Below are 20,314 nucleotides of genomic sequence, written 5' to 3'. Positions count from 1 at the left end.
CCGGCGGGAATCTCCACGTGCCGACTGTTGTTTCCATCCAGACTGGCGTGACCGAGACGTACGGAGAGTACGACGCGGTCGATCCGTTGGACCGGCGCTGGACGACCGCGTTCTTCAAGACGCCGGTCGACGGCCCTGTGGTGGTTGGCTGGCTCGGCCTCGCGGGGGATTCTCAGGCCGATGTGCAGAATCACGGCGGGCGCGACAAGGCTGTGCTCGCCTATTCCGCCGATCACTACTCCGATTGGCGAAACGACCCCGCGCTGGAGAAGGCTTCCGGCGGCGGATTCGGGGAGAACCTGACGATCCAGGGGTTGGCGGAAGATTCCGTCTGCATCGGCGATGTCTGGCGGGTTGGGGAGGCGCTGCTCGAAGTCACCCAGCCCCGGCAGCCCTGCTGGAAGCTCGGCCGGCGGTGGCGAAAGCCGGAACTGGTCAAGCAGGTGGTCATGAACGGGCGGACCGGCTGGTACCTGCGAGTGCTCGAGGAAGCGACGATCGAGGCCGGCCTGTCGATGACGCTCGAGCGGCGGCCGCACCCCGACTGGACGATCGCTGCGGCGAACGCGGTCATGTACGGCAAGCGCGTTCCGGAAGAGCGGATTCGCGAACTGGTGTCGCTGCCCGAACTCTCGGAGGCGTGGAAGAACCAGCTCGGCGAACGGATCATGGGCTGAGGAAGTTCACCGCACAGGCTCACAGACGCTGGATTCAGAGCGGCGACCAACGTCCAATGTCGCGATCTCCCTCTTCTCTGTCTCTCCGTGTCTCTGTGGTGAAAATCAAACGATGTCCGCCACGTTTCGTCCCTATCGTCCTGACGATCTCCCGACGCTGAAGGCCATCATGGTCGAGGCGTTCGACGGCGTGTCGATCGATCAGGGAATCGAGAACGAGTTCGGCCCGATCAATGGCCACGACTGGACGTGGCGGAAAGCCCGGCATCTTGACCAGGACGTGGCTCGCGACCCGGAAGGGATCATCATTGCCGAGCAGGATGGTCGCGCCCTGGGATTCGTCTCCTGCTGGATCGACCGTGAAGCAGGGATCGGTCACATCCCGAATATCAGCCTGGTTCCCGAGGCCCGCGGGCAGGGGCTCGGGCGGCAGTTGCTCGAGCGGGCGCTGGCCCGATTTCGTGAGGCGGGGATGACGCACGCCAAGATCGAAACGCTGGCCCAGAACGCGGTCGGCAACCACCTCTATTCGTCGATCGGATTCCGCGAAGTCGCCCGCCAGATCCACATGATCGCCGAACTCTGAACCTCCCGGAGGGCCGGCTCCACCGTCCGCCCTCCTCGGCACATCGCTCGATGATGAGACGGCGCCAGCAATTTCAAAGAGACCCGGCGAGCGGCCGGCGTAAGCCGGCTGTGCATGGTGCCTCGAACTCCCCCCGACGTCGCTGAGCCCCGCCATTCCCCTCCCGTTCAACCTCCCCCTCCCCCCGACTTCCTTCACTTCCTTTCCTTCCGTTCCCCCTTCGAAGCCAACCACAAGGGGTGCGAAGCTCTGTCCCCGCACACACCTGTTCACGGAACTCCCGGCAGTCCGTACACTTCGGGAAGGTTTTTTCCGCCAGTGACAGGGCCGCGACCGGAAAAGAACGCATCGCCCCCGATTGATGCGGTCTTTCCTGCCCGTTGCGGTGTTGGATGCTCGGGCGGGAGACACATCACTGCCAACGGCGGTGAGCAACAACGTCAGCCGCGGCCGGGATCTCTGCGATCCCGCGTCGAGCCGGATTCCAACAGAGGCCGGATTTCATTCGAGGATCGTGGAGGAAATGGGAATGCAGCGCACGAGTCGACGCCGCCTCAATCGCGGCGGCTTTACGCTTCTGGAAGTGCTGATCGTGCTGGCGATCATCGGCGTGATCGCGGCGATGGTCGTTCCGCGGCTGGTCGCCCAACAGAAGAACGCCAACATCCAGGTCACGAAGCAGAGCATCAAGGGCCTGCAGAGCGCTCTGGAGATTTACGCCGTCGATCACTCGGCCACCTTCCCCACCGGCGGCCCCGAAATCCTTGATCAACTGCTCGTGGCGTCGACGGCCCCCGATGGCCGCCAGCTCGAACCGTACCTTAAGTCGAAGCCGCTCGATGCCTGGCAGCGCCCGCTGTTCTACGAGTATCCCAACACCAAGACGAACCTGGACGAGCCGGCCATCTGGTCGGCCGGCCCGGACGGCAAGAACGACAATGGCAGTGGCGACGACATCAACAACTGGACGGCCCTCCCTTCGGCGACGAAGTGAAGTGGGCCGCAGTTCCGGCAGCCGGTGGATGAGTCGATTGCGAGTGGATGGTCTCCGTGAATCGCCCTGCATCCCAACGTGACACGAGCCGCCGCGGACTCCGCGGCGGTTTTACGTTGCTGGAGCTCGTCGTGGTGCTGATGGTCATCGTGGCCATTGTCACCCTCACCTGGCCGCAATTGCTGCGGTTCGCCCGGGAACAGCAGCTGCGCGATTGGACGAGCGAAGTGCGGACCGACCTCGCGGGGTCGCGGATCAAGGCAATCGAGAACGGGCTGGTCTATCAGTTTCGATACGAACCGGGCGGGCGCTGGTTCGCGGTGCTCCCCTACGACCGGCCGGAAGCCGGCAATTCGGCAGCCGATTCCGACCTCGGAAAGACGCGCATCGAAGCGGCCCGCAGTTCGGGCCCGCCCGCCACGCTGAAGCAGCTGCCGGAAGAACTCCATTTCCGGTTCAAGGACGGCCAGCCGACCGAAGAGCTGCATCCCGACTGGATCAAGCTCCTGCCAACGAGCGAGCCGCTGGGCCGTGTGTCGTGGTCGCTGCCGATCCTGTTTCACCTCGACGGCACGGCCGACACCGCGACGATCTATGTCGAGAACGATCGCGGGCATTCGCAGCTGCTCACTCTTCGCGGACTGACCGGCGGGGTGACGATGGGGCCCGTCATCAAGGAGGCGTCGCCATGAAGCGTCTCCGCCGGGAAGGGAAGAGTCTGGGGCGGCGCGGAATGTCGCTGCTCGAAGTGTTCGTGGCGCTGGCGATCTTTATCGCCGCCCTGGCCGTGATCACGCAGATCATCAGCACGGGAACGCGGGCATCATCACGCGCCCAGTTCCAGAGCGAGGCGACGCTGCGGGCCGAATCGTGCATGGCGGAAGCGATCGCCGGGATCATTCCCATGCAGAACGACAGGAAGGCGTTCGACGACGATGCGGCGTGGCAGTGGTCGCTCTCGGTCGAAACGGGACCGCATGTCGACACCCTGCTTCTCACCGTCGTGACCGAGCACACCACCGAGAACGGCAAACTGAACGGGTCGGCGACGCTGAAACGCGTCATCCGTGATCCTCAGCTGTTCTTGAATGCGGGATCGTCCCCCACCAACTCCAGCGCACTGGAACTCCTGAAATGAGTCAGCGCCTCACCGATGCTCGACGCGCCTCCCGGTGGAAGCGGCCCCGCTGCGTCTCACAGACGCGCCCTGCGACGCCGCCTGCCGCCGCCGGCTTCACGCTCGTCGAAGTTCTCGTCGCACTGTCCCTTTCGACCGTGCTGCTGACTTCCGTCTATGCGTCGCTCAGTCTCTACTGGCGGCTGTCGACGGCCGGCCAGGTGCAGGTCGAACAGGCCCAGCTCACGAGGGCCATCTTCCGGCAGATGGAGATCGATCTCGGTTCGCTCGTCTACACCCCTCCGCAGCCGGCCGAGGACAGCGGCGAGGAAGCGGCCGCGGAGTCTGGAACGCAGAATCAGAACAGCTCGGGAGGAAACCAGGGGGGCGGAAATCAAGGAGGAAACCAGGGCGGAGGGAATCAGGGCGGGAACCAGGGAGGCAATCAGGGAGGACAGCCGGGTGACAACAACGGCGGCGGTCGCCCCGGTGGTGGACGACCCGGCGGCGGCGGCGGCCCAGGCGGAGGAGGCGGCCCCGGAGGCGGGGGTGGACCGGGAGGCGGCGGATTTCCCGGCGGCGGCGGAGCCGGTGGTGGCGGCGGATTTCCCGGTGGAGGTGGACCCGGTGGTCCCGGCGGAGCGATGGGTGGAAACCGCGGCGGCGACGACAGCGCCGGCCTGAATGGCGACGGCGGCGCTCTGCTGAACGCCGGCGTTTTCAATGTGACCGCAGTCTTGACCCAGACGCCCCCCGGCGCCGGTGGGCCGGGAGGTGGTGGCCCCGGCGGCGGTGGTCCCGGCGGCGGCGCGGGAGGCGGCCCTGGCGGTGGCGGTGGAAGGCCTGGTGGTGGCGGTGGACAGCAAGGCGGAGGCGGTCGACCAGGCGGAGGGCAGGGTGGAAATCAGGGAGGTGGCCGTCCCGGTGGTGGCCAGGGAGGGAACAACCAGGGTGGCGGACGCCCGGGGAACGGACAGGGACAGGGAGGCGGCGGTCGGCCCGGCAGTGGACAGGGCCAGGGGAACGGTCAGGGAACCGGGCAGGGCAATGGCCAGGGAACGGGACAAGGCACCGGCCAGGGAACCTCGACGACCGGCTACGGCGACGGGCAGACTGAGCCGGCCGCGGGAGCAACGACGGCCTTTGCCAACACAAGCGCCGGACTCGTCGGCGATGCGTCGAGCCTGATGCTGCATGTCAGCCGGCCTTCGAGGCATCTCAGCTATGAGGGAGTGGCCGGTCTGTCGAGCGTCAGCACGCGCACGAGCGACCTCGTGTCCGTCTCCTATTTCCTCGCGATTCCCGGCGCCGCGGGGCTGCAGGGCGCCGTGGGGGATCTCCATTCCAGCGTCATCCGCGACAGCAGTGTCCAGGGGCTCGCGCGGCTGGAAGGGGACAAGATGGCGCTGGATTTTGCCGATTCGGCCTCCGGTCTGGAATCGATGGCCGAAGCCTCGGAGATCATCGCCCCGGAAGTGATTGAATTGACGTTCCGCTACTTCGACGGCACGGCGTGGTACGACTCGTGGGACAGCGCCGCAATGGGGGCCCTGCCGCGCGCGGTCGAGGTTGTTCTCGGCATCAAGACGCCCCAGAAGCCGCGTGACCCGAACGACCGTCGCCCGGTCGAAGCGCCCGTTGTGGGCCGTTCGATCCGTCATGTGATCGCGATCCCCCTGTCGTCGGCTGCGACAGGACAGAGTTCGGCCGAGGCGGCGACGGATCCCAGCAGCGGTTCAACCGGAACCGGAACTGGATCCACTGGCGGTTCGGCGACTCAGGGGGGAACTGGGACTCAGGGCGCAGGAGGGGGTGGGGCCCAGGGCTCAACGTTTGGCGGTATGGGAGGCGGATTCGCTTCCGGCGCCCAGTCATCGAATCGGGGAGGTTCGCGATGAAACGGCTCCCCTGGAGCGTGGTTCGGACGCTGGAGACGCACCGCCGCGGCAGCGCGCTGGTCGTCGTCCTGATCGTCATCATGATGCTCTCGCTCGGCGCGTATTCGTTCTCGCAGCTGATGACGGCGGAAGCCCGTGCAACGATTCTCTTCGATCGCGACTCGCAGGCGCGGGCCCTCGCCGATTCGGCCATCGAGGTCGCGGCCGCCGTGGTCGGAAAGCCCGAGGACGTCTCGGTGGCCGATCTCTATCACTCCCCGGAACTGTTTGGCGGAATTGAAGTGGTCTCCGGGGCGACTCCCCAGGCGACCGGCCGTTATTCGCTCGTGGCGCCCGTCGAAAATGACGCCTCCGGCATGCTGCGCAACGGAATGATCGATGAATCCAGCAAGTGGAACATCAATGCGCTGCTGAACATGGGCCTGACCGATGAGGAACTGGCCGGTGTGTTCCTGGCGATTCCGGGGATGGATGACACGATCGTGCAGTCGATCATCGACTGGCTCGACGCCGACGACGAACCCCGCGAGTTCGGAGCGGAGATCGACTACTACGGTTCGCTCGATCCGCCGTATGCCCCCCGCAACGGCAAGCTGGAAACACTCGACGAACTGCTGAAGGTCCAGGGAGTCACGCCGGCCCTCCTCTACGGGGAAGATGCCAACCGCAACGGTATTCTCGACCCCAACGAAGACGACGGCGACATCTCCATGCCGGCTGACAACCAGGACGGCGTTCTCGACCTTGGCTGGTCGGCGTTTCTGACGGTCTATGGCAGCGAGACGAACCTGCGGAAAGATGGCAGTCCAAAGATCAATCTCAACCAGCCGCTCCTGTCGACGCTGTATGACACACTCGAAGAAGAGTTCGGTGCCGACGTGGCGACTTTCATCGTCGCGTTCCGGGCCTACGGGCCTGTGAAACCGCTGTCCGATGGAAACGTCGCCACCACCGGAGACGCCACGACAGACGAGGATTTCCAGAAACTGGCGGAACAGGTGGTCCGCGGACTCTTGAACAGCGATGGCAATACGCCGTCGACCACGCGGAACGGAATGGATCTCTCGGGCGGCAGTGCCGTCGAGATCACTTCGCTGATCGAACTCATCGACGCGCAGGTGCAGGTTCCGGCCAGTGGCGGCGGGAATAACGGCGGCGGTGGAAGCAGCGGGGGAAACAACGGCGGCGGAAGCGGTGGCTCGGGGGGCGGTGGTTCTGGCGGCGGCTCGGCCACGGGAGGCAAAACCCTCAATAGCCCGTGGACAAGCGGTGGACTCGGAGCCACCTGGCTGGAACTGCTCGATGCCTTCTCACTCTCGGACGCGGAATACAGCGAAGGCCGCATCAACATCAACCAGGCACGACGCGAAACGCTGATGGGAATTCCCGGAATGACGGCTGAAGTCGCCGATGTGATCGTCGCGCGGAAGATGATCAATTCCGATGGAACGCCGCAGACGGGGGCGGCCGAGGCGATGTCGAGCACCGCCTGGCTGTTCACCGAAGGCCTCGTCGACCAGCAGACGCTGGTCGGCATGGATCGATTCATGACCGCCCGGGGGAGCGTCTATCGCGTCCAGGCGATCGGCCATTTTGATGGCGGCGGCATGGTGGCCCGCGTCGAGGCCGTGATTGACGCCACCAAAGTCCCACCGGCCATCATCTCCCGCCGCGACCTCAGCAACCTCGGCCCCGGGTACCGATCGGACCAGTTAAGCGGCTCGATCTCAAAATAGCGGTCCGGCCTGCCATGCGCTCCTGAAACGTCCCCACCCTCCAGATCCACCTTGCCGCAGCCAATCCCGCATTCGACACTTGAGAGCCACTGCAGGGCTGTCGCACGCCGCTGAATGTTATCCCGGCCCGCGACTCAACCCCGTGAAACGCTGTTCCTCCGGTCCTCGAGCCGCCTGAAGGCTGTCCTGCCAAGCACTTCAAAGTTCCGCCCATGGCCTCTTCCTCTGCCGACCAGTTCAAAGCACTCTGGGCTCGCCTCAACGCCGACCCGAATGCCCAGCGCGCCCGCAAGACCGAGCCCGACTGGGTCGTGGTCCAGTGGGAACCGACCGGCGTCGTGATCATCGAGGCCCACGTCGGCGACCGTGTCTCCCTCAAACGCGTGGCGGAGGTTTCCTGGGGGGGCGCCTCGAATCCTGAGGACTCGACCGCGTCGGCCGGTTCGCTCCTGAAGGACCGCCTGGCGGCGCTCAAGATTTCGACCCGGCAGGCGGCCGTCATCGTCGGACGCGATGCCGTCGTCCTGAGGAGACTCGAGCTTCCGGCCGTTCCCGATCACGAGCTTCCGGACATGGTCCGGTTCCAGGCGGCCGCCAAGGCGTCGACGCCAATCGACCGCATGGCGCTCGATTTCGTTCCGCTCGAAGCCGCGCCGGACGCTCCGCGAGTCGCCGTCACCGTGACCATGGACGCCGCCAGATTGCGGGTGATCCAGGAAACCGTTGCGGGGGCGGGGCTGGAACTGGCCGCAATCGGCCTGAACGCCACGGCCGTGGCCGAACTGGTGAGCCAGGCTGCTTCTCCCGGTTCGCTCAAAGGCGTTTCGCTGGTGCTGCTGCAGAAGGGGGCCAGCCTCGAACTGACTCTGCTTGACGAAGGGCGGCTCGCGTTCGCGCACTCGATCCGGCTGGAGGCCACGGAAGGGGCGCCGGCTCTGCAGCCGCTGCAGGCCGAACTCAGTCGGGCCCTGATGGCCATGTCGCAGGCGCATGCGGGATCGGAGGTCTCGCGCGTCTTCGTCGTGCCGGGAGTCCAGCTGGCGCCCGCGGTTCACGACCTTCTCGAGAAACGGTTTCCGGGCCTGGTCCAGAGGATCGACCCGCGCGACTCCGTGCAGACGACGTCGCTTTCCGGCGAAGAACAGACGCTGGCGCTCAAGGCCGGCGCGGCGATCGGCCAACTCCTCGCGGCGAAACGATCGACCGTCCCCGCGATCGATTTCGTCAATCCGCGGAAGCGCGTCGAAGCGCCCGATACCCGAAAGGCGAAGATGCGCGCCTATGGCGGCGGGCTGGCCCTGCTGGCGCTCCTCGGCATCTGGATGAACATGAACGCCGTCTCCGACCGCGAGCAGCGGCTGGCCGATCTGACAGCCGAGGCCGCCACCATCAACCAGGACGTGAATTCTGCGGCCGGCAAGGCGACGCGGGAGTCTGCCCAGGTGCTCAAACGCTGGAAGGAATCCAATCCCAGGCCGCTGGAGACGATTGAGAAGCTGGCGGCCCTGCTGCCGCCGACCAGCGACCTCATCCTGACCGATGTCTACATCAAGCCGGGCAAGCCGGCCTCGGCAGGCGCGGAGGCAACCGTTTCCAGCAACATCAAGACATTGGCCTGGGCCAAGACGCAGGAGACAGTCATTGAACTCGAAAACCGCCTCGCCAGCGGAGGCTACAACATCGCCACTCCGTCCCTTCCCGATCAGAACCTGCGTGATCCGGACTACCCGCTGCTGTATACGCTTGTCGCCGATCAACTGATTCCACGGCCGGCGCCACCGAAGCCCGTTCCCGCGGCTCCGAAGTAATCCTCGTTCCTGATTCTTCGCCCTCGTTATCGAACGTCAGAGAAAAACGGCCGGTCGTCCCGATGCAACAGCGTGACAAGAAAATCGTTTGGGGAATCGCCGGGCTGGTCGGGCTCTACGTCGGCTGGGGCTTCTTCCACAGCTGGTTCATCAAGCCGCTGAACGATCTCGATGAGCAGATCGCAACGGCGACCACCGCCATCGACGTGGCCACCGCCGGGAAACGGCAGCTGCGGGCCGCGGAAGCGGCGCTCGCCGACGCGCGGCGGATGTCGCTGCCGAAGAATCCGTCCGAGGCGCGGCGACTCTACTTGCGCTGGATCGAGGAGCTGACCGCCGCGTGCGGTATCCAGACGACGAAGAACCCGGAAGCACAAAACGAACGCACCGAGCAGGGCACCCTCACGGCTTATCCGGTCAAAGTCGAAGGCATCGCCACGTATGAGCAGGCGCTGCTGTTCCTCAAGCGTTTCAGTCAGGTGAACCTGCTGCAGCGACTGTCGCAGTTCGACCTGCTGATCACCTCTCCCGGCGATCCGCGGCTCATCATCCGGTTCACGGCGGAAGGCGTGGCGGTGACCGGGGCGGCCGACAGGGCCACACTCTTCCAGGAGACGATGCTCGTCGACGGCCTCTCGCCCACTCAGACGCTGCTCACCGTTGCGGAGTCGAAGGGCTTTCCGGAGAAGGCCCCCTTCCGGATCAAGGTTGGCCAGGAATGGATGGATGTCACGGCCGTCAACAAGAACCAGTGGACCGTCGTGAGGGGCGTCGATCAGTCGACGGCCGGAACTTTCGGGCAGGGACAGACTGTCAGCCTCTTCCCGCTTCGTGCGGAAACTCCGGTGGAGCCCTCGGTCGAGAAGGCGTATGAAAAGCTCGCCGGCGTCAACCCATTCCGGAAGCCGCGGCCGCCGATTGAATACAAGCCGCGACTTTCTCCGTCGGGAAGCCTGGTGGTGACGAAGGGGGCTCCCTGGACGCTCACGCTGAAGGCGGAAAGCTGGGACCCTGAAGCAGGCGCTGCGAAGTTTGCTGTCGAAGGAGAGGCGCCGGCAGGGCTCAAGATCGATGAGACCACCGGCGTCATCAAATGGGAGCCAGCGAAGGATTTCGCGCCCGGCGAATACAAGGTGAAGGTCGCAGCCGTCGGTTCCTACAACGCCGAAATCAGGACGTCGACCGAACTGGCGATCAAGGTCCGCGACGCCAATCAGTCGCCGAAGTTTCCCGAACTTCGGCCCGCGCCAGCCTACCTGGGCCGGCAGTGGACTCTGAACGCCGCCGCGACGGATGCCGACGCCAAAGACCAGTTGAAGTACTCGCTTTCGGGCACACCTCCGATGGGAGCGACGATCGACGCGGCCGGGCTCGTCTCATGGACCCCTTCGGAAGACATGGAGACCGGCGAGGTCACGGTGAGCCTGACCGTGACGGACAACGGCGACCCGCCGCTGTCCGCGACGAAGTCGGTCAACGTGCGCGTTGAGGAGGATGCCGCCCGGTTCACGAAATTCGTCGGGGTTGTCACCGAAGAAGGTGTCCAGGAAGCGTGGTTCTTCGATCCCTCGGTGAATCGCAATACCAAGCTGAAGCTGGGCAGCCTGTTCCGGTTCGCGGATATCAACGGGACGCTCGACGCGATCCATCCGAACGGCGATTACGTCGTGCTTGCGACGGGCGGGAAGAAGATGCGGCTGCTCTCGGGCCAGACGATCCGCCAGATGACGCCCGAACCGGAGACCTCCGCAGCGGAGCCCGTCGCGACGCCGCCGGCCGAAGAAAAGGGACCGCCCGCGCCCAAAGGAACGCCGGGAGCCTGACGGGTCCCGGAAGATGCGGCGGCCGCTCCCGCCCGGCCGATTGGCGCGCAACCCTCCACGTCATTGTGGAGGGATCATGAACGCCAACACTGCCAGCCCGCTAACAACGCCATTCCGGCAGTCCGTCTTTGGGGACGGATCGCTCCGGGGCCGCCGCTGTCCGCCTGTCGCCGGGCAGGGGAGGGAGGGCATCAGGAACGGGGCACCCCTCCCCCCTGTTTGTCTTGCTCGCGATGCCATCGGGCCGAACGAACGGGCGACGAGGTTCTCCTGGGGTGCTAAGCTGGATTCCCCGCGGGAGATTTCCGTCCAGCGACGAACGGGCCTCAGGCGTAGTCACTACGGCTTCGAACGGGAGCCCTTCCGCCCCGTCATCACTCGGCTGATTGCGACCCTTATGAGCGGTGAAACGGACGTTCCGACCGAGACCTCTCCGCACTCGGCCTCCGCCCTGGCCCAGAACCTGGCTCCGAAAGTCCAGCCGGTCGTGAGTGTGGAAGGGCTGCGGATTCGTTACGGAAAGCTCGAGGCCGTCCGGGGGATCAGCTTCAACATTCCCCGCGGCGAGGTGTTCGGATTCATCGGCCCGAACGGCGCCGGGAAGTCTTCGACCATCCGCGTGCTCGCCACCCTGCAGAAGGAGTTCGACGGTCGGGTCCGGATCAATGGCGTGGATGTCCGCAGGAACCCTGGGAAAGTGCGGATGATGATGGGCTACATGCCCGATTTCTTCGGCGTCTACGAAGACCTGACGGCCCGGGAATACCTCCATTTTTTCGCCGCGGCCTACAAGATTCCCGCGAAAAAACGGGCCACGATCGTCGACGACGTCCTGCAGCTGACCGACCTGACGAACAAGATCGACGCGGCGGTCGATTCCCTGTCGCGCGGCATGAAGCAGCGTCTGGCCCTGGCGCGTGTGCTCCTGCACGACCCCGACCTCCTGCTGCTGGATGAGCCCGCGTCAGGGCTCGATCCACGGGCGCGAATCGAATTCCGCGAGCTGCTCAAGGCGCTGCAGGAGATGGGGAAGACGATTCTTGTCTCGAGCCACATCCTGCATGAGCTGGCTCAGTTCTGCACGAGGATCGGGATCATCGAAGCCGGCCAGCTCGTGGCCGAGGGGTCGCTGAACGAAATCTACCGGCTGCTGTCGATCCAGCGGGTAGTGCACGTGCAGATTGCGGGCGACCTGGCGCCGATCGCAGAGGGGCTCCGGAAGGTGAAGGGCGTGGCGAAGGTCGAGGAACAGACCGATCGGCTGGCCGTGCACGTCCACGAGGACGCGCTGCCCGTGGAGGAACTGCATGAGGCGTGCGTCCGCCTGGGGGCGAAGATCCGCATGTTCCAGTCCGAAGCCATGGACATGGAAACCGCGTTCATGAAGCTCACCGAAGGCGTGACAGCTTAGGCGCAGGGAAACGCCAACGGGTTCGTGCCACGGCGGTGGAGCCGTGGCACGTCCAAGGTCGCCGCTACTTCGATTCAAGCTGGCGCTTCACTTCGCCAACGATCTTGTCCTCGAGGCCCGGAGCCCACGGCGAAGGCAGGGCGTAGTACATCATCGAGGTGGCTCCTTCGTAGCCCCCTTCCGTCAGGACGCGTTCGGAGGGGACATACGCCATGACGTCGTTGGCATAGCCGCCAACCCAGGTGTTCGCTTCACCGAGTTCTTTTTTCAGCCGGAGGGAATAGTCGACGACGACCTCGCCGCCGAGGAACGCCCAGCGCGGGCCGTCCCCGAGAACCCACGTCTGCACGGGGTACGGGTACTGGAAACCCGCGGGCCATTCGGACCGGCTCGTCCACTGTTCAAGCAGCACCTTGGCGCGCCGCGCCTCTGCGTTATCCGGGCCGGCCGCCGTTTTCTCGAGTTCTTCCCGCGACGGGATCTTCGAGAAGCCGAGATCGATCTCCGCATACTGCGCCTTCGCAGCCCCCTTGATCGGCGTCATCTTCTCCTTGAGGACGTTGCTGACCGCGGTGGCCAGCTGCTTGCCGTAGTCCTGGGCGAGCGAAACTTCCCGCCGGGGAAGCGGATTCTGGTCGGCGCCGCAGCCGGTGCAGAAGAGCGCGACAGCCTCGGGGTACTCGTTCTCGAGGGCCATCATCGCAAAACCGGGATAATCGCCTGACCACTGGTAGAACGACAGAACGGTCGCGTGGCAGGCATAGCCGAACGCCACCGCCCGCAGCTTCTTGTCGCGGCGGACCGAAAGGACGGGGACGCTGTGATCGACCGGACCGACCAGCTTCCCTTCGGCCCGCAGTTTCGGAACTTCCGGTTCCTTGTTGTTGCGGCGGTTGACCGCGAATTCGGCCGTCCCGTTCGCCCAGGCGACTTCGGATGGAGCGAGGTCCTTCACGGCGTCGCCGACAACGGCCGGAATGCGGGTGGTCAGCAGCTTCCAGTAGTCATCGATCAGTACCCGCTGCGAGTGATCGGTTCCGAAGGCGTACATCGGAATGAGGTTTCCGCGGACGGCAGGGCCCGTGTGCGTATGGGAGCAGGAAAAGACGATTTCGTGTTCCTTGAGGCCGGTCTGTTTCCCGATGCGGTCCTTGAGCTCCTGCATCAGGCCGCGGTCGATGCCGACGAGGTCCAGCGTGACCAGGCACAGTTTCTGGCCGTTTTCCGCCTCGAGGACGAGGGCCTTGGCCCAGAGGTCGGTCAGTTTTCCTTCGGCCGGCTTGTTGCGGGATCCATATCCCGACATCCACATCAGGTTTTCCGGGGTGATGGTGACCTTGGCGGCCCCGGCCTTCCATTCGGCCGCAGCCCCGGCGGGGGCGAGCAAGGCGGCGACGGCCAGGAAGGTCAGGAGGAGGCGAATCATGCGGGCAAAACTCCAATGTCAGGCAATTTCTGCAGGGAGCGCTTCGGGAATTCTCATGCAGCGGCAACCATATTGACAGGTCGAAAACAACAGGCCTACCTTCCCGGCTCTCGACGGGTCGTTTGCTGCAATGAGGCGGCGACCGATCCGTCCCTCCGAAACAGCAGAAGTCGTTTCAGGCGAAGGGATTCGCAGCATGAGCCCGGATATTTTGCCGCTTTCCGCGGCCGCGTTGACCACCGCTCCGGTCCCGCTGATCGACCTCGTGGAACAATACGACGAGATCGCCGACGAAGTGCGGGCGGTCGTCGACCGAGTCCTGACGTCGCAGAAGTTCATCCTGGGTGAGGATGTCGCGCAGTTCGAGGCGCAGGTCGCGACCTACTGCGATGCCCGCCACGCGGTGGGCTGTGCTTCGGGCACCGATGCCCTGGTGCTGGCGCTGATGGCGCTCGATATCGGCCCGGGCGACGAAGTCATCACGACTCCCTACACGTTCTTCGCAACGGCCAGCTGCATCCACCGCGTCGGCGCCACCCCGGTGTTCGTCGACATCGATCCCGTCACGTTCAACCTCGACCCGGCCGCCGTCGACGCGGCCGTGACTTCCAAAACCCGGGCGATCATGCCGGTCCACCTGTTCGGACAGTGCGCCGACATGGACCCGCTGTGGCGCACGGCCGTCCGCAACGGACTGCCGATCATCGAAGACGCGGCCCAGGCGATCGGAAGCAGCTACGGCGGACGCCAGGCCGGCGTTCTCGGAACGATGTGCTGCTTCAGCTTCTTTCCGACCAAGAACCTCGGCGGCGCCGGCGACGGCGGCATGGTGACGACCGACGATCCGGAACTGGCGGCCCGCCTCAAGCGGCTGCGCGTTCACGGCGACGTCGGACGGTATGAGCATGTCGAAGTGGGCCTCAACAGCCGCCTTGATGCGATCCAGGCAGCGATTCTGTCCGTGAAGCTCCGTCGGCTGTCCGACTGGACGGCCGCCCGGCAGAACAACGCGGCCCGGTACAAGAAGTTGTTCGACGCCAGCGGAGTGAGCGAACATCTCGTGTTCCCGGCGACGCACCCGGCGTGCGGACATTCGTACAACCAGTTCGTCGTGCGGATCGAAGACGGGCGTCGCGATGACGTGCTGAAGAGCCTGCAGGCCCAGCAGGTGGGCTGTGCCGTTTACTATCCGAAGCCGCTGCACCTGCAGAAGTGCTTCGAATACCTGGGATGCAAGCAGGGCCAGTTCCCGGAAGCGGAACGGGCGTCTGCTGAATCGCTGGCCCTGCCGATTTACGCCGAACTGGGCGCGATCCGTCAGGAGCGGGTCGTTCGCTCGCTGGCCCACGCCCTGGACGTCGAACAGGCCTCCCCGGTCTACTCGATCCCGGTTCGCAAGGCGGCCTGATTCGCCGTCAGTGGAGCGGGATGAACAATCCCGCCACGGCGGCCGTCATGCATGTCGTGAGCGCGCCGCCGATCATGGCCCGCATGGCCAATGCTGCGAGATCCTTCTTGCGGCCCGGGGCCATGGCGCCCGTCCCACCGAGCTGGACGCCGATCGAGGCGAAATTCGCGAAGCCGCACAGGGCGTAGCTTGCGATAATTCGCGAGCGTTCCGAGAACTTCTCACCAGGTGCATAGCTGCCGAGTTCCTGGTAGGCCACGAGTTCCGTGAGCACCAGTTTCTTGCCGAGCAGGGCGCCGAGTGTCTCCGCTTCCGCCCAGGTGACGCCGAGCGTCCAGGCGAGCGGCTGAAAGAGCTTGCCGAGGACTGCTTCGAGCGAGAAGAGAGACGTCATCGAAGTCGGCGTTCCCCATGACGCGAGCAGGTCGCCTGTCCAGCGCAGCCCGGCATTCACCATCGAAACGAGCGCGACGAACGCCAGCAGCATGGCGGCGATGTTCAGCAGAAGCTTCATGCCGTCGGTCGCGCCGTCGCCGATCGCTTCCACCAGGTTTCCCGTGGTGCGCTCGGTCGAGATCGGAAGTGTTCCCGAAGTCAGCGGCGTGAGCGTTTCCGGCACGATGATCTTCGAAACGAGGATCGCGGCCGGAGCGCTCATCACGGAGGCCGCCATGAGGTGACCGGCAATGTTCGGTACGGTCTCCCTCAGCCAGCCGACGTACAGCCCGATCACCGACCCGGCGATGGTGGCGAAGCCGCCGACCATGACGGTGTTCAGCTCGGAACGGGTCATGCTTTCCAGAAACGGCTTGATGAGCAGAGGCGCTTCCGTCTGGCCGACGAAGATGTCCCCGGTGACGCTCAGCGTTTCCGCGCCGCTGGTCCGCATGGTCCGCTGCATAATCCAGGCAATGGCGCGAACGACCTGCTGCATAACTCCGAGGTGGTAGAGGGCGGAGAGAAGCGCCGAGAAGAAGATGACGGTCGAGAGCCCCTGGAAAGCGAGGTTCTGCAGCGACGGCTCGACCTCGCCCGTCACGAATGAGCGGAGCAGCAGGTCGCTGCCGCTCTTGCTGAAAACCAGCAGCCCGTTGATTGCCGCGTCGGCGGTCGCGAACAGGTTGCGTCCTGGTTCAGTGAGAATGATGAGCGCGGCGAACGTCGTCTGAAGGACCATGCCCCAAACAACGAGTCGCCAGTCGATGCGACGTCGATTGTCGGACATCGCGACACAGAGGGCGATGACCGCAGCGACACCGAGAAGGCCCTGGTACTGCATGGAGGATGGACGTTCAGACCGGGAGGGGCAGGAGGTAGGAGAGTCCGAAGCGGCGCAGGCTTCAGACTACACGGCTTCGACCCGGGAGTGCACTGTGTGGCGGCGGGCCCCCTTCCTGCGATCTGGCGCGCGGCGGTGACGGTCCTTCCGGAAGCCCCTCAGCCGCCGAGGGTTCTCCCTGTCGCCGTCACCCGCGGCTGTTAATCCGGAACAGTCGTGACGATTCCGGGGGACGAGGTTGCCAAAATGCAACGTCGCCGTGGGGGTCCGGTTTGACTGGAGGATTTGGCGGCCTAGCGTTTCGCGGCGAAGACGACCGGCTCGCGGACGGGCAGGCCTTGCGCCGACTTCAGACCACCGTTTCCTCGACCGGCCACGTCATGTCTCTGTCCAAGCTGTCGCCCGCAGAGTTCCTGGCGCAGATCCGGTCGAAGTCGAAAGAGAAGACCGAACCGACTCCGCCGGCGCCGGCGGTCCAGATGCCGTCGCCGGAGTCACTCGTCGTCGAGGAGCCGCAGGAGGGGGATGACGAAGGGGAGTTCGTCAACTCGGGTCGCGGCGGGGTGGTCCGCAAGCGACGCGGTGAAACTCCCGACGCCATCCGGGGGCACCGTCACCTCGAGGCGCTGTTCGAACGCGTCAACTCACTGCTGGGCGACCCCAACGCGCAGGACGAAGGCTTTCGTCCGAAGATCCCGCAGGACCTCCGGGAAGCGGGCCTGACTGAAGAAGACGTTCAGCGGCTGTGCCTCAAGTATCTGCTTCAGAAGGGCTCCGCTTCCGGGCGCGAGGTGTCGACTCAGATCCGCCTTCCGTTCGGCATCGTCGACCCGCTGCTCCGGCAGTGGAAGCACGAGCAGCTGGTGGCGTTCAAGAGTGCTGCGGAGATGGGCGACTACATCTATGCGATTACTGATACGGGGCGCGACCGGGGCAAGCGCTACAACGAAGAGTGCACCTACTTCGGTGCCGCTCCGATTTGTCTGGCCGACTACCTGAGAGCGATGTCGGCCCAGACAAGCTGTGGCCTGCAGGTGACGGAAGAGGCGCTGAAACGCGCCTTTTCGGATCTCCTCGTGCGGGATGAGCTCCTCGATCAGCTGGGCCCGGCGATCAATTCGGGGCGCGGCATGTTCCTGTTCGGCGAGGCGGGCAACGGCAAGACGAGCCTGGCTGAGCGCGTGACACGCTGCTTCGGCGACACGATCTGGATTCCGCGGGCGCTGGGGATTGACGGTGAAATCATCCGCGTGTTCGATCCGGGCGTGCATGAGGAAGTGGAATCGCCGACGACCGAAGGGCTGTTCGACCTGTCCGGCGTCGATCCCCGATGGGTCCGTATCACACGGCCGACCGTGGTGGCTGGTGGCGAATTGACGATGCAGGAACTGGAAGTGACGCAGAACCCGCAGACGAAGATCTGCGAGGCGTCGCTGCAACTGAAGAGTAACGGCGGCACCCTGGTGATCGACGATTTCGGCCGCCAGACGATGCCCGTGACGACGCTGCTCAACCGCTGGATTGTGCCCCTGGAAAAGCGGTACGACTACCTGAACCTTCCGAGCGGCAAGAAGATCCAGGTCCCCTTCGACCAGTTGATCATCTTCTCCACCAACCTCGAGCCGAAGAACCTGGTCGACGGAGCGTTCCTGCGGCGAATTCCGTACAAGATCAAGGTGCCCGATCCGACTCTCGACCACTTCCGGACTCTGTGCTCGATCCTCGCTCCCAAGCTGGGCCTGATCCACGACCCAGAGGCCGTCGATTACCTTCTCGAGAAGCACTACACCGCGACAGGGCGGCCGCTCCGCAGCTGCCAGCCGCGGGATTTACTGCTGCAGGTAAAGAACTACTGCACCTATAAGCAGCTGCCGAAGCGGGTGACGAAGGAAGGATTCGACTATGCTGTGGCGAATTACTTCTCCGTGATGTAAACCACAGTGCACTCAGCGATTTCGTTCCGCGCTTCCCAGTCGGGTCGCAGCTCACGCCGCCGGATTCGTCCCCGGATCCTTCCCTCTGAATTCTGAATCTGTTCAATGACCCATCCCTGGCACGACGTCACTCCTGGCGAGCTGCTTCCACGTGAATTCACGGTCATCATCGAGATCCCCATGGGATCGAGCGTGAAGTACGAGCTGGACAAGCCGACGGGGCTCCTGAAGATGGACCGGATGCTGTACTCGGCCGTGTACTATCCGGCCAACTACGGCTTCATTCCGCAGACCTATGCGGAGGACGACGATCCGCTCGACGTACTGGTGCTCTGCCAGGAAGCAGTCGCGCCGCTGACGCTGGTGCAGGCGCGGGCGATCGGCCTGATGACCATGATCGACAGCGGCAAGAAGGATCACAAGATTCTCGCCGTCGCCGTCAACGACCCGGAATACAACGGGTTCATGGAAGCCCAGGAGCTGCCTTCGCACCGGCTGATGATGCTGCGGCGCTTCTTCCAGGACTACAAGACCCTGGAAGGAAAGCAGGTGGAAGTTGATGACTTCCAGCCCGTGGCTGCGAGCCTGCCGATCATCGAGCAGGCCCTTGAGCAGTACAGCGCCAAACGTCGCCGCGGCTTTCTCGGCGTCCACCGCTGAGAGCGGCGCGAGGCCGTGTTGATTTGCCTCGCAGACGTTCCGGCCGCCGGTGTATCAATCAGAACGTCAACTCGAGGCCGAACTTGGCTCCGTGGAGGAACGTGCTGTCATTGGCCCGGGCCGAGTAGACGGTGTTGCCCAGGATGTCGGTGTGGATCCCGTCGAACTGCTGTCCGCCGAGAGCGATCCCGGTCAGGACCATCCCTTCGTAGCCCGTCGTGAACGTGATGTAGTCCGTCACAGGGATCCGGGCCTGCAGGCCGAGGCTGCCCGCGAAAGAGGCGGTGCTCTTCTGATCTGAGTAGTAGCGGGTGTAGACCGAGTCGTCGTTGACGCTGCCGACCAGCATTTCGGTGGTGTTGGCGTGCACGCTGTTGTGGTACAGACCCGCCTTGCCGACGACTTCGATCACGAAGTGCTCAGATTCAGTCAGCTGGGCGGCGGCGATCGCCTGCAGACCATTGAGTTCGTTATCCGCGCTTCCGCCGTAGAAGACAGCCAGCGTATCCGGGCCGGCGCCCACGACGTCCGCGGCGTCATACCCGTCAGCAGCGCCCGAGGTGATGCTGAAACCGGCAGCGACGAGTGCGGCATCCGAGAGGGCGTCGTTGTCATCGTTGCCCGCTTCGCCATTGACGTTGCCGTCATCGATGTCGATGGCGTCGAACGTGCCGATCGTCGCGAACTGCGTGCGGTCGTTGAGGCGGATGTTGCGCCAACCGAGGCCGAAGCGGTACCAGTTCGTGGTGCGGTTGGTTCCGAAGTTCAATTCGAAGTCGCGGTAACGGCTGCTGGACCGGACCCGCGCGATGGCTCCAGGTTGCAGGAGTTCGCCTTCGAGAGTTTCGTCCTGGCCGACCGCGCCGCCATTCGTGGCCGCGTCGAAGAGGGCGTTGCGGAACGCGAGAATGTTCGCTGGTCCACCGGGAAAGACGAGGGGATTCGCGGCCGCGTCGTCGAATGACAGCCCGGCGTCGAGGACGCGATCCTGGCTGTCGGTCCAGTCGTCAACCTGCGCGAACAATGCTTCGACTTCGAACCAGTCGTAGCCGCCGACGATTCCGAAGCGATAGCCGGACGCGAAACCGTATTCATCTGCACCGGAGACGCCCTGCGGTCCGCTGATGAACCGCGAGGAATCGGAATCCTGGCGCTTCATGATCAGATAGTTGGCTTCCACCTGCAGCTGGGCCTGTGCGGAGCCGCCCATGACCAGCCAGCCCGCCAGGAGTACGACCAGCATCCTGCTGCATCGAAGCATCTGAGTTCCCCCACCCTGTCAATCCCCGGCCGCCGGAGTCTTTCCGGCGTCCCCCCAGTGAAGCTCGTCGCCCGGCGTCCCTGGCGGAAGCCAGTCCCCAGACACCGTCGGGCCGGAGCCGGCGTGGACAGCCCCCTCGAAGGTGAGCCTCCGCGCGGATCAGCGCGATTGTGCGACGTCGTCTTGAATCGACAGTATGAGCGGTTCAATCGAGGGAATCGGCAATCCGTGTCGTGCCGGTCGTGAATCTCCTACCGTGTGTTCCGGTCGGGCAAACTGGGTAAACCTCTGCTCGA

The 20,314-nt window shown here is 64.6% G+C and carries 16 protein-coding genes; 13 read left to right on the top strand and 3 right to left on the bottom strand.

The annotated features are described in order from the left end of the window. The first annotated feature begins 17 nt into the window (after positions 1–17). The 10 genes from Pan44_RS06080 to Pan44_RS06035 all read left to right on the top strand — a co-directional run bounded on the left by Pan44_RS06080 (position 18) and on the right by Pan44_RS06035 (position 12,050). Complete coding sequence (locus Pan44_RS06080; RefSeq protein WP_145028270.1) at positions 18–677, top strand: MOSC domain-containing protein; 660 nt, start codon at positions 18–20, stop codon at positions 675–677. Between the two features lie 112 nt (positions 678–789). After that, positions 790–1,263, top strand: coding sequence for a GNAT family N-acetyltransferase (locus tag Pan44_RS06075; protein WP_145028268.1), 474 nt, complete (start codon positions 790–792; stop codon positions 1,261–1,263). A 529-nt stretch (positions 1,264–1,792) separates the two neighbouring features. After that, complete coding sequence (gspG, locus tag Pan44_RS06070; protein WP_145028266.1) at positions 1,793–2,257, top strand: type II secretion system major pseudopilin GspG; 465 nt, start codon at positions 1,793–1,795, stop codon at positions 2,255–2,257. 56 nt (positions 2,258–2,313) lie between these two features. Then, a complete protein-coding gene (locus Pan44_RS06065) occupies positions 2,314–2,949 on the top strand; it encodes a prepilin-type N-terminal cleavage/methylation domain-containing protein (RefSeq protein WP_197453896.1) in 636 nt (211 codons plus the stop codon). Then, positions 2,946–3,395, top strand: a complete 450-nt coding sequence (locus tag Pan44_RS06060) for a hypothetical protein (protein WP_145028262.1) — start codon at positions 2,946–2,948, stop codon at positions 3,393–3,395. The genes Pan44_RS06065 and Pan44_RS06060 overlap by 4 nt, the downstream gene beginning before the upstream one ends. Next, positions 3,392–5,272: a prepilin-type N-terminal cleavage/methylation domain-containing protein gene (locus tag Pan44_RS06055; RefSeq protein WP_145028260.1), complete on the top strand. Its 1,881-nt coding sequence runs from the start codon at positions 3,392–3,394 to the stop codon at positions 5,270–5,272. Before Pan44_RS06060 ends, Pan44_RS06055 begins: the two co-directional genes overlap by 4 nt. After that, positions 5,269–7,008: a type II secretion system minor pseudopilin gene (locus Pan44_RS06050; RefSeq protein WP_145028258.1), complete on the top strand. Its 1,740-nt coding sequence runs from the start codon at positions 5,269–5,271 to the stop codon at positions 7,006–7,008. The genes Pan44_RS06055 and Pan44_RS06050 overlap by 4 nt, the downstream gene beginning before the upstream one ends. Before the next feature lie 212 nt (positions 7,009–7,220). Next, a complete protein-coding gene (gene pilM, locus Pan44_RS06045; protein ID WP_145028256.1) occupies positions 7,221–8,816 on the top strand; it encodes a type IV pilus biogenesis protein PilM in 1,596 nt (531 codons plus the stop codon). A gap of 62 nt (positions 8,817–8,878) precedes the next feature. Then, positions 8,879–10,639 carry a putative Ig domain-containing protein gene (locus tag Pan44_RS06040; RefSeq protein ID WP_145028254.1) on the top strand — a complete coding sequence of 587 codons (1,761 nt, stop codon included), beginning with the start codon at positions 8,879–8,881 and terminating at the stop codon, positions 10,637–10,639. Between the two features lie 397 nt (positions 10,640–11,036). Further along, positions 11,037–12,050, top strand: a complete 1,014-nt coding sequence (locus tag Pan44_RS06035; protein ID WP_145028252.1) for an ABC transporter ATP-binding protein — start codon at positions 11,037–11,039, stop codon at positions 12,048–12,050. Between the two features lie 64 nt (positions 12,051–12,114). Here Pan44_RS06035 and Pan44_RS06030 read toward each other — a convergent pair whose 3' ends face one another. Further along, a complete protein-coding gene (locus Pan44_RS06030; RefSeq protein ID WP_145028250.1) occupies positions 12,115–13,476 on the bottom strand; it encodes a neutral/alkaline non-lysosomal ceramidase N-terminal domain-containing protein in 1,362 nt (453 codons plus the stop codon). 196 nt (positions 13,477–13,672) lie between these two features. Here Pan44_RS06030 and Pan44_RS06025 point away from each other — a divergent pair, with 196 nt between their 5' ends. After that, positions 13,673–14,884 carry a DegT/DnrJ/EryC1/StrS family aminotransferase gene (locus Pan44_RS06025; RefSeq protein ID WP_145028247.1) on the top strand — a complete coding sequence of 404 codons (1,212 nt, stop codon included), beginning with the start codon at positions 13,673–13,675 and terminating at the stop codon, positions 14,882–14,884. A 7-nt stretch (positions 14,885–14,891) separates the two neighbouring features. Here Pan44_RS06025 and Pan44_RS06020 read toward each other — a convergent pair whose 3' ends face one another. Beyond that, a complete protein-coding gene (locus Pan44_RS06020) occupies positions 14,892–16,163 on the bottom strand; it encodes a NupC/NupG family nucleoside CNT transporter (protein WP_145028245.1) in 1,272 nt (423 codons plus the stop codon). 380 nt (positions 16,164–16,543) lie between these two features. Here Pan44_RS06020 and Pan44_RS06015 point away from each other — a divergent pair, with 380 nt between their 5' ends. Both Pan44_RS06015 and Pan44_RS06010 read left to right on the top strand, forming a co-directional pair. Next, positions 16,544–18,097: an ATP-binding protein gene (locus tag Pan44_RS06015; RefSeq protein WP_197453895.1), complete on the top strand. Its 1,554-nt coding sequence runs from the start codon at positions 16,544–16,546 to the stop codon at positions 18,095–18,097. A gap of 105 nt (positions 18,098–18,202) precedes the next feature. Next, positions 18,203–18,757 (top strand): inorganic diphosphatase, encoded by a 555-nt coding sequence (locus tag Pan44_RS06010; RefSeq protein ID WP_145028243.1) that lies wholly within the window; start codon positions 18,203–18,205, stop codon positions 18,755–18,757. A 58-nt stretch (positions 18,758–18,815) separates the two neighbouring features. Here the strand turns inward: Pan44_RS06010 and Pan44_RS06005 are convergent, their stop codons facing one another. Further along, a complete protein-coding gene (locus tag Pan44_RS06005) occupies positions 18,816–20,000 on the bottom strand; it encodes a hypothetical protein (RefSeq protein ID WP_145028241.1) in 1,185 nt (394 codons plus the stop codon). Positions 20,001–20,314: the final 314 nt, after the last annotated feature.

Source organism: Caulifigura coniformis (genome assembly GCF_007745175.1).
Classification (GTDB): domain Bacteria; phylum Planctomycetota; class Planctomycetia; order Planctomycetales; family Planctomycetaceae; genus Caulifigura; species Caulifigura coniformis.
The sequence above is the reverse complement of the archived record's forward strand: the minus strand, read 5'-3'. Positions and strand labels throughout refer to the sequence as shown.

Excerpts from the sequence above, each read along its gene's own strand:
- Pan44_RS06075 (WP_145028268.1), top strand. The coding sequence starts at position 790 with ATGTCCGCCACGTTTCGTCCCTATCGTCCTGACGATCTCCCGACGCTG.
- gspG (WP_145028266.1), top strand. The coding sequence starts at position 1,793 with ATGCAGCGCACGAGTCGACGCCGCCTCAATCGCGGCGGCTTTACGCTT.
- Pan44_RS06060 (WP_145028262.1), top strand. The coding sequence starts at position 2,946 with ATGAAGCGTCTCCGCCGGGAAGGGAAGAGTCTGGGGCGGCGCGGAATG.
- Pan44_RS06055 (WP_145028260.1), top strand. The coding sequence starts at position 3,392 with ATGAGTCAGCGCCTCACCGATGCTCGACGCGCCTCCCGGTGGAAGCGG.
- Pan44_RS06050 (WP_145028258.1), top strand. The coding sequence starts at position 5,269 with ATGAAACGGCTCCCCTGGAGCGTGGTTCGGACGCTGGAGACGCACCGC.
- pilM (WP_145028256.1), top strand. The coding sequence starts at position 7,221 with ATGGCCTCTTCCTCTGCCGACCAGTTCAAAGCACTCTGGGCTCGCCTC.
- Pan44_RS06040 (WP_145028254.1), top strand. The coding sequence starts at position 8,879 with ATGCAACAGCGTGACAAGAAAATCGTTTGGGGAATCGCCGGGCTGGTC.
- Pan44_RS06035 (WP_145028252.1), top strand. The coding sequence starts at position 11,037 with ATGAGCGGTGAAACGGACGTTCCGACCGAGACCTCTCCGCACTCGGCC.
- Pan44_RS06030 (WP_145028250.1), bottom strand. The coding sequence starts at position 13,476 with ATGATTCGCCTCCTCCTGACCTTCCTGGCCGTCGCCGCCTTGCTCGCC.
- Pan44_RS06025 (WP_145028247.1), top strand. The coding sequence starts at position 13,673 with ATGAGCCCGGATATTTTGCCGCTTTCCGCGGCCGCGTTGACCACCGCT.
- Pan44_RS06020 (WP_145028245.1), bottom strand. The coding sequence starts at position 16,163 with ATGCAGTACCAGGGCCTTCTCGGTGTCGCTGCGGTCATCGCCCTCTGT.
- Pan44_RS06015 (WP_197453895.1), top strand. The coding sequence starts at position 16,544 with ATGTCTCTGTCCAAGCTGTCGCCCGCAGAGTTCCTGGCGCAGATCCGG.
- Pan44_RS06010 (WP_145028243.1), top strand. The coding sequence starts at position 18,203 with ATGACCCATCCCTGGCACGACGTCACTCCTGGCGAGCTGCTTCCACGT.
- Pan44_RS06005 (WP_145028241.1), bottom strand. The coding sequence starts at position 20,000 with ATGCTGGTCGTACTCCTGGCGGGCTGGCTGGTCATGGGCGGCTCCGCA.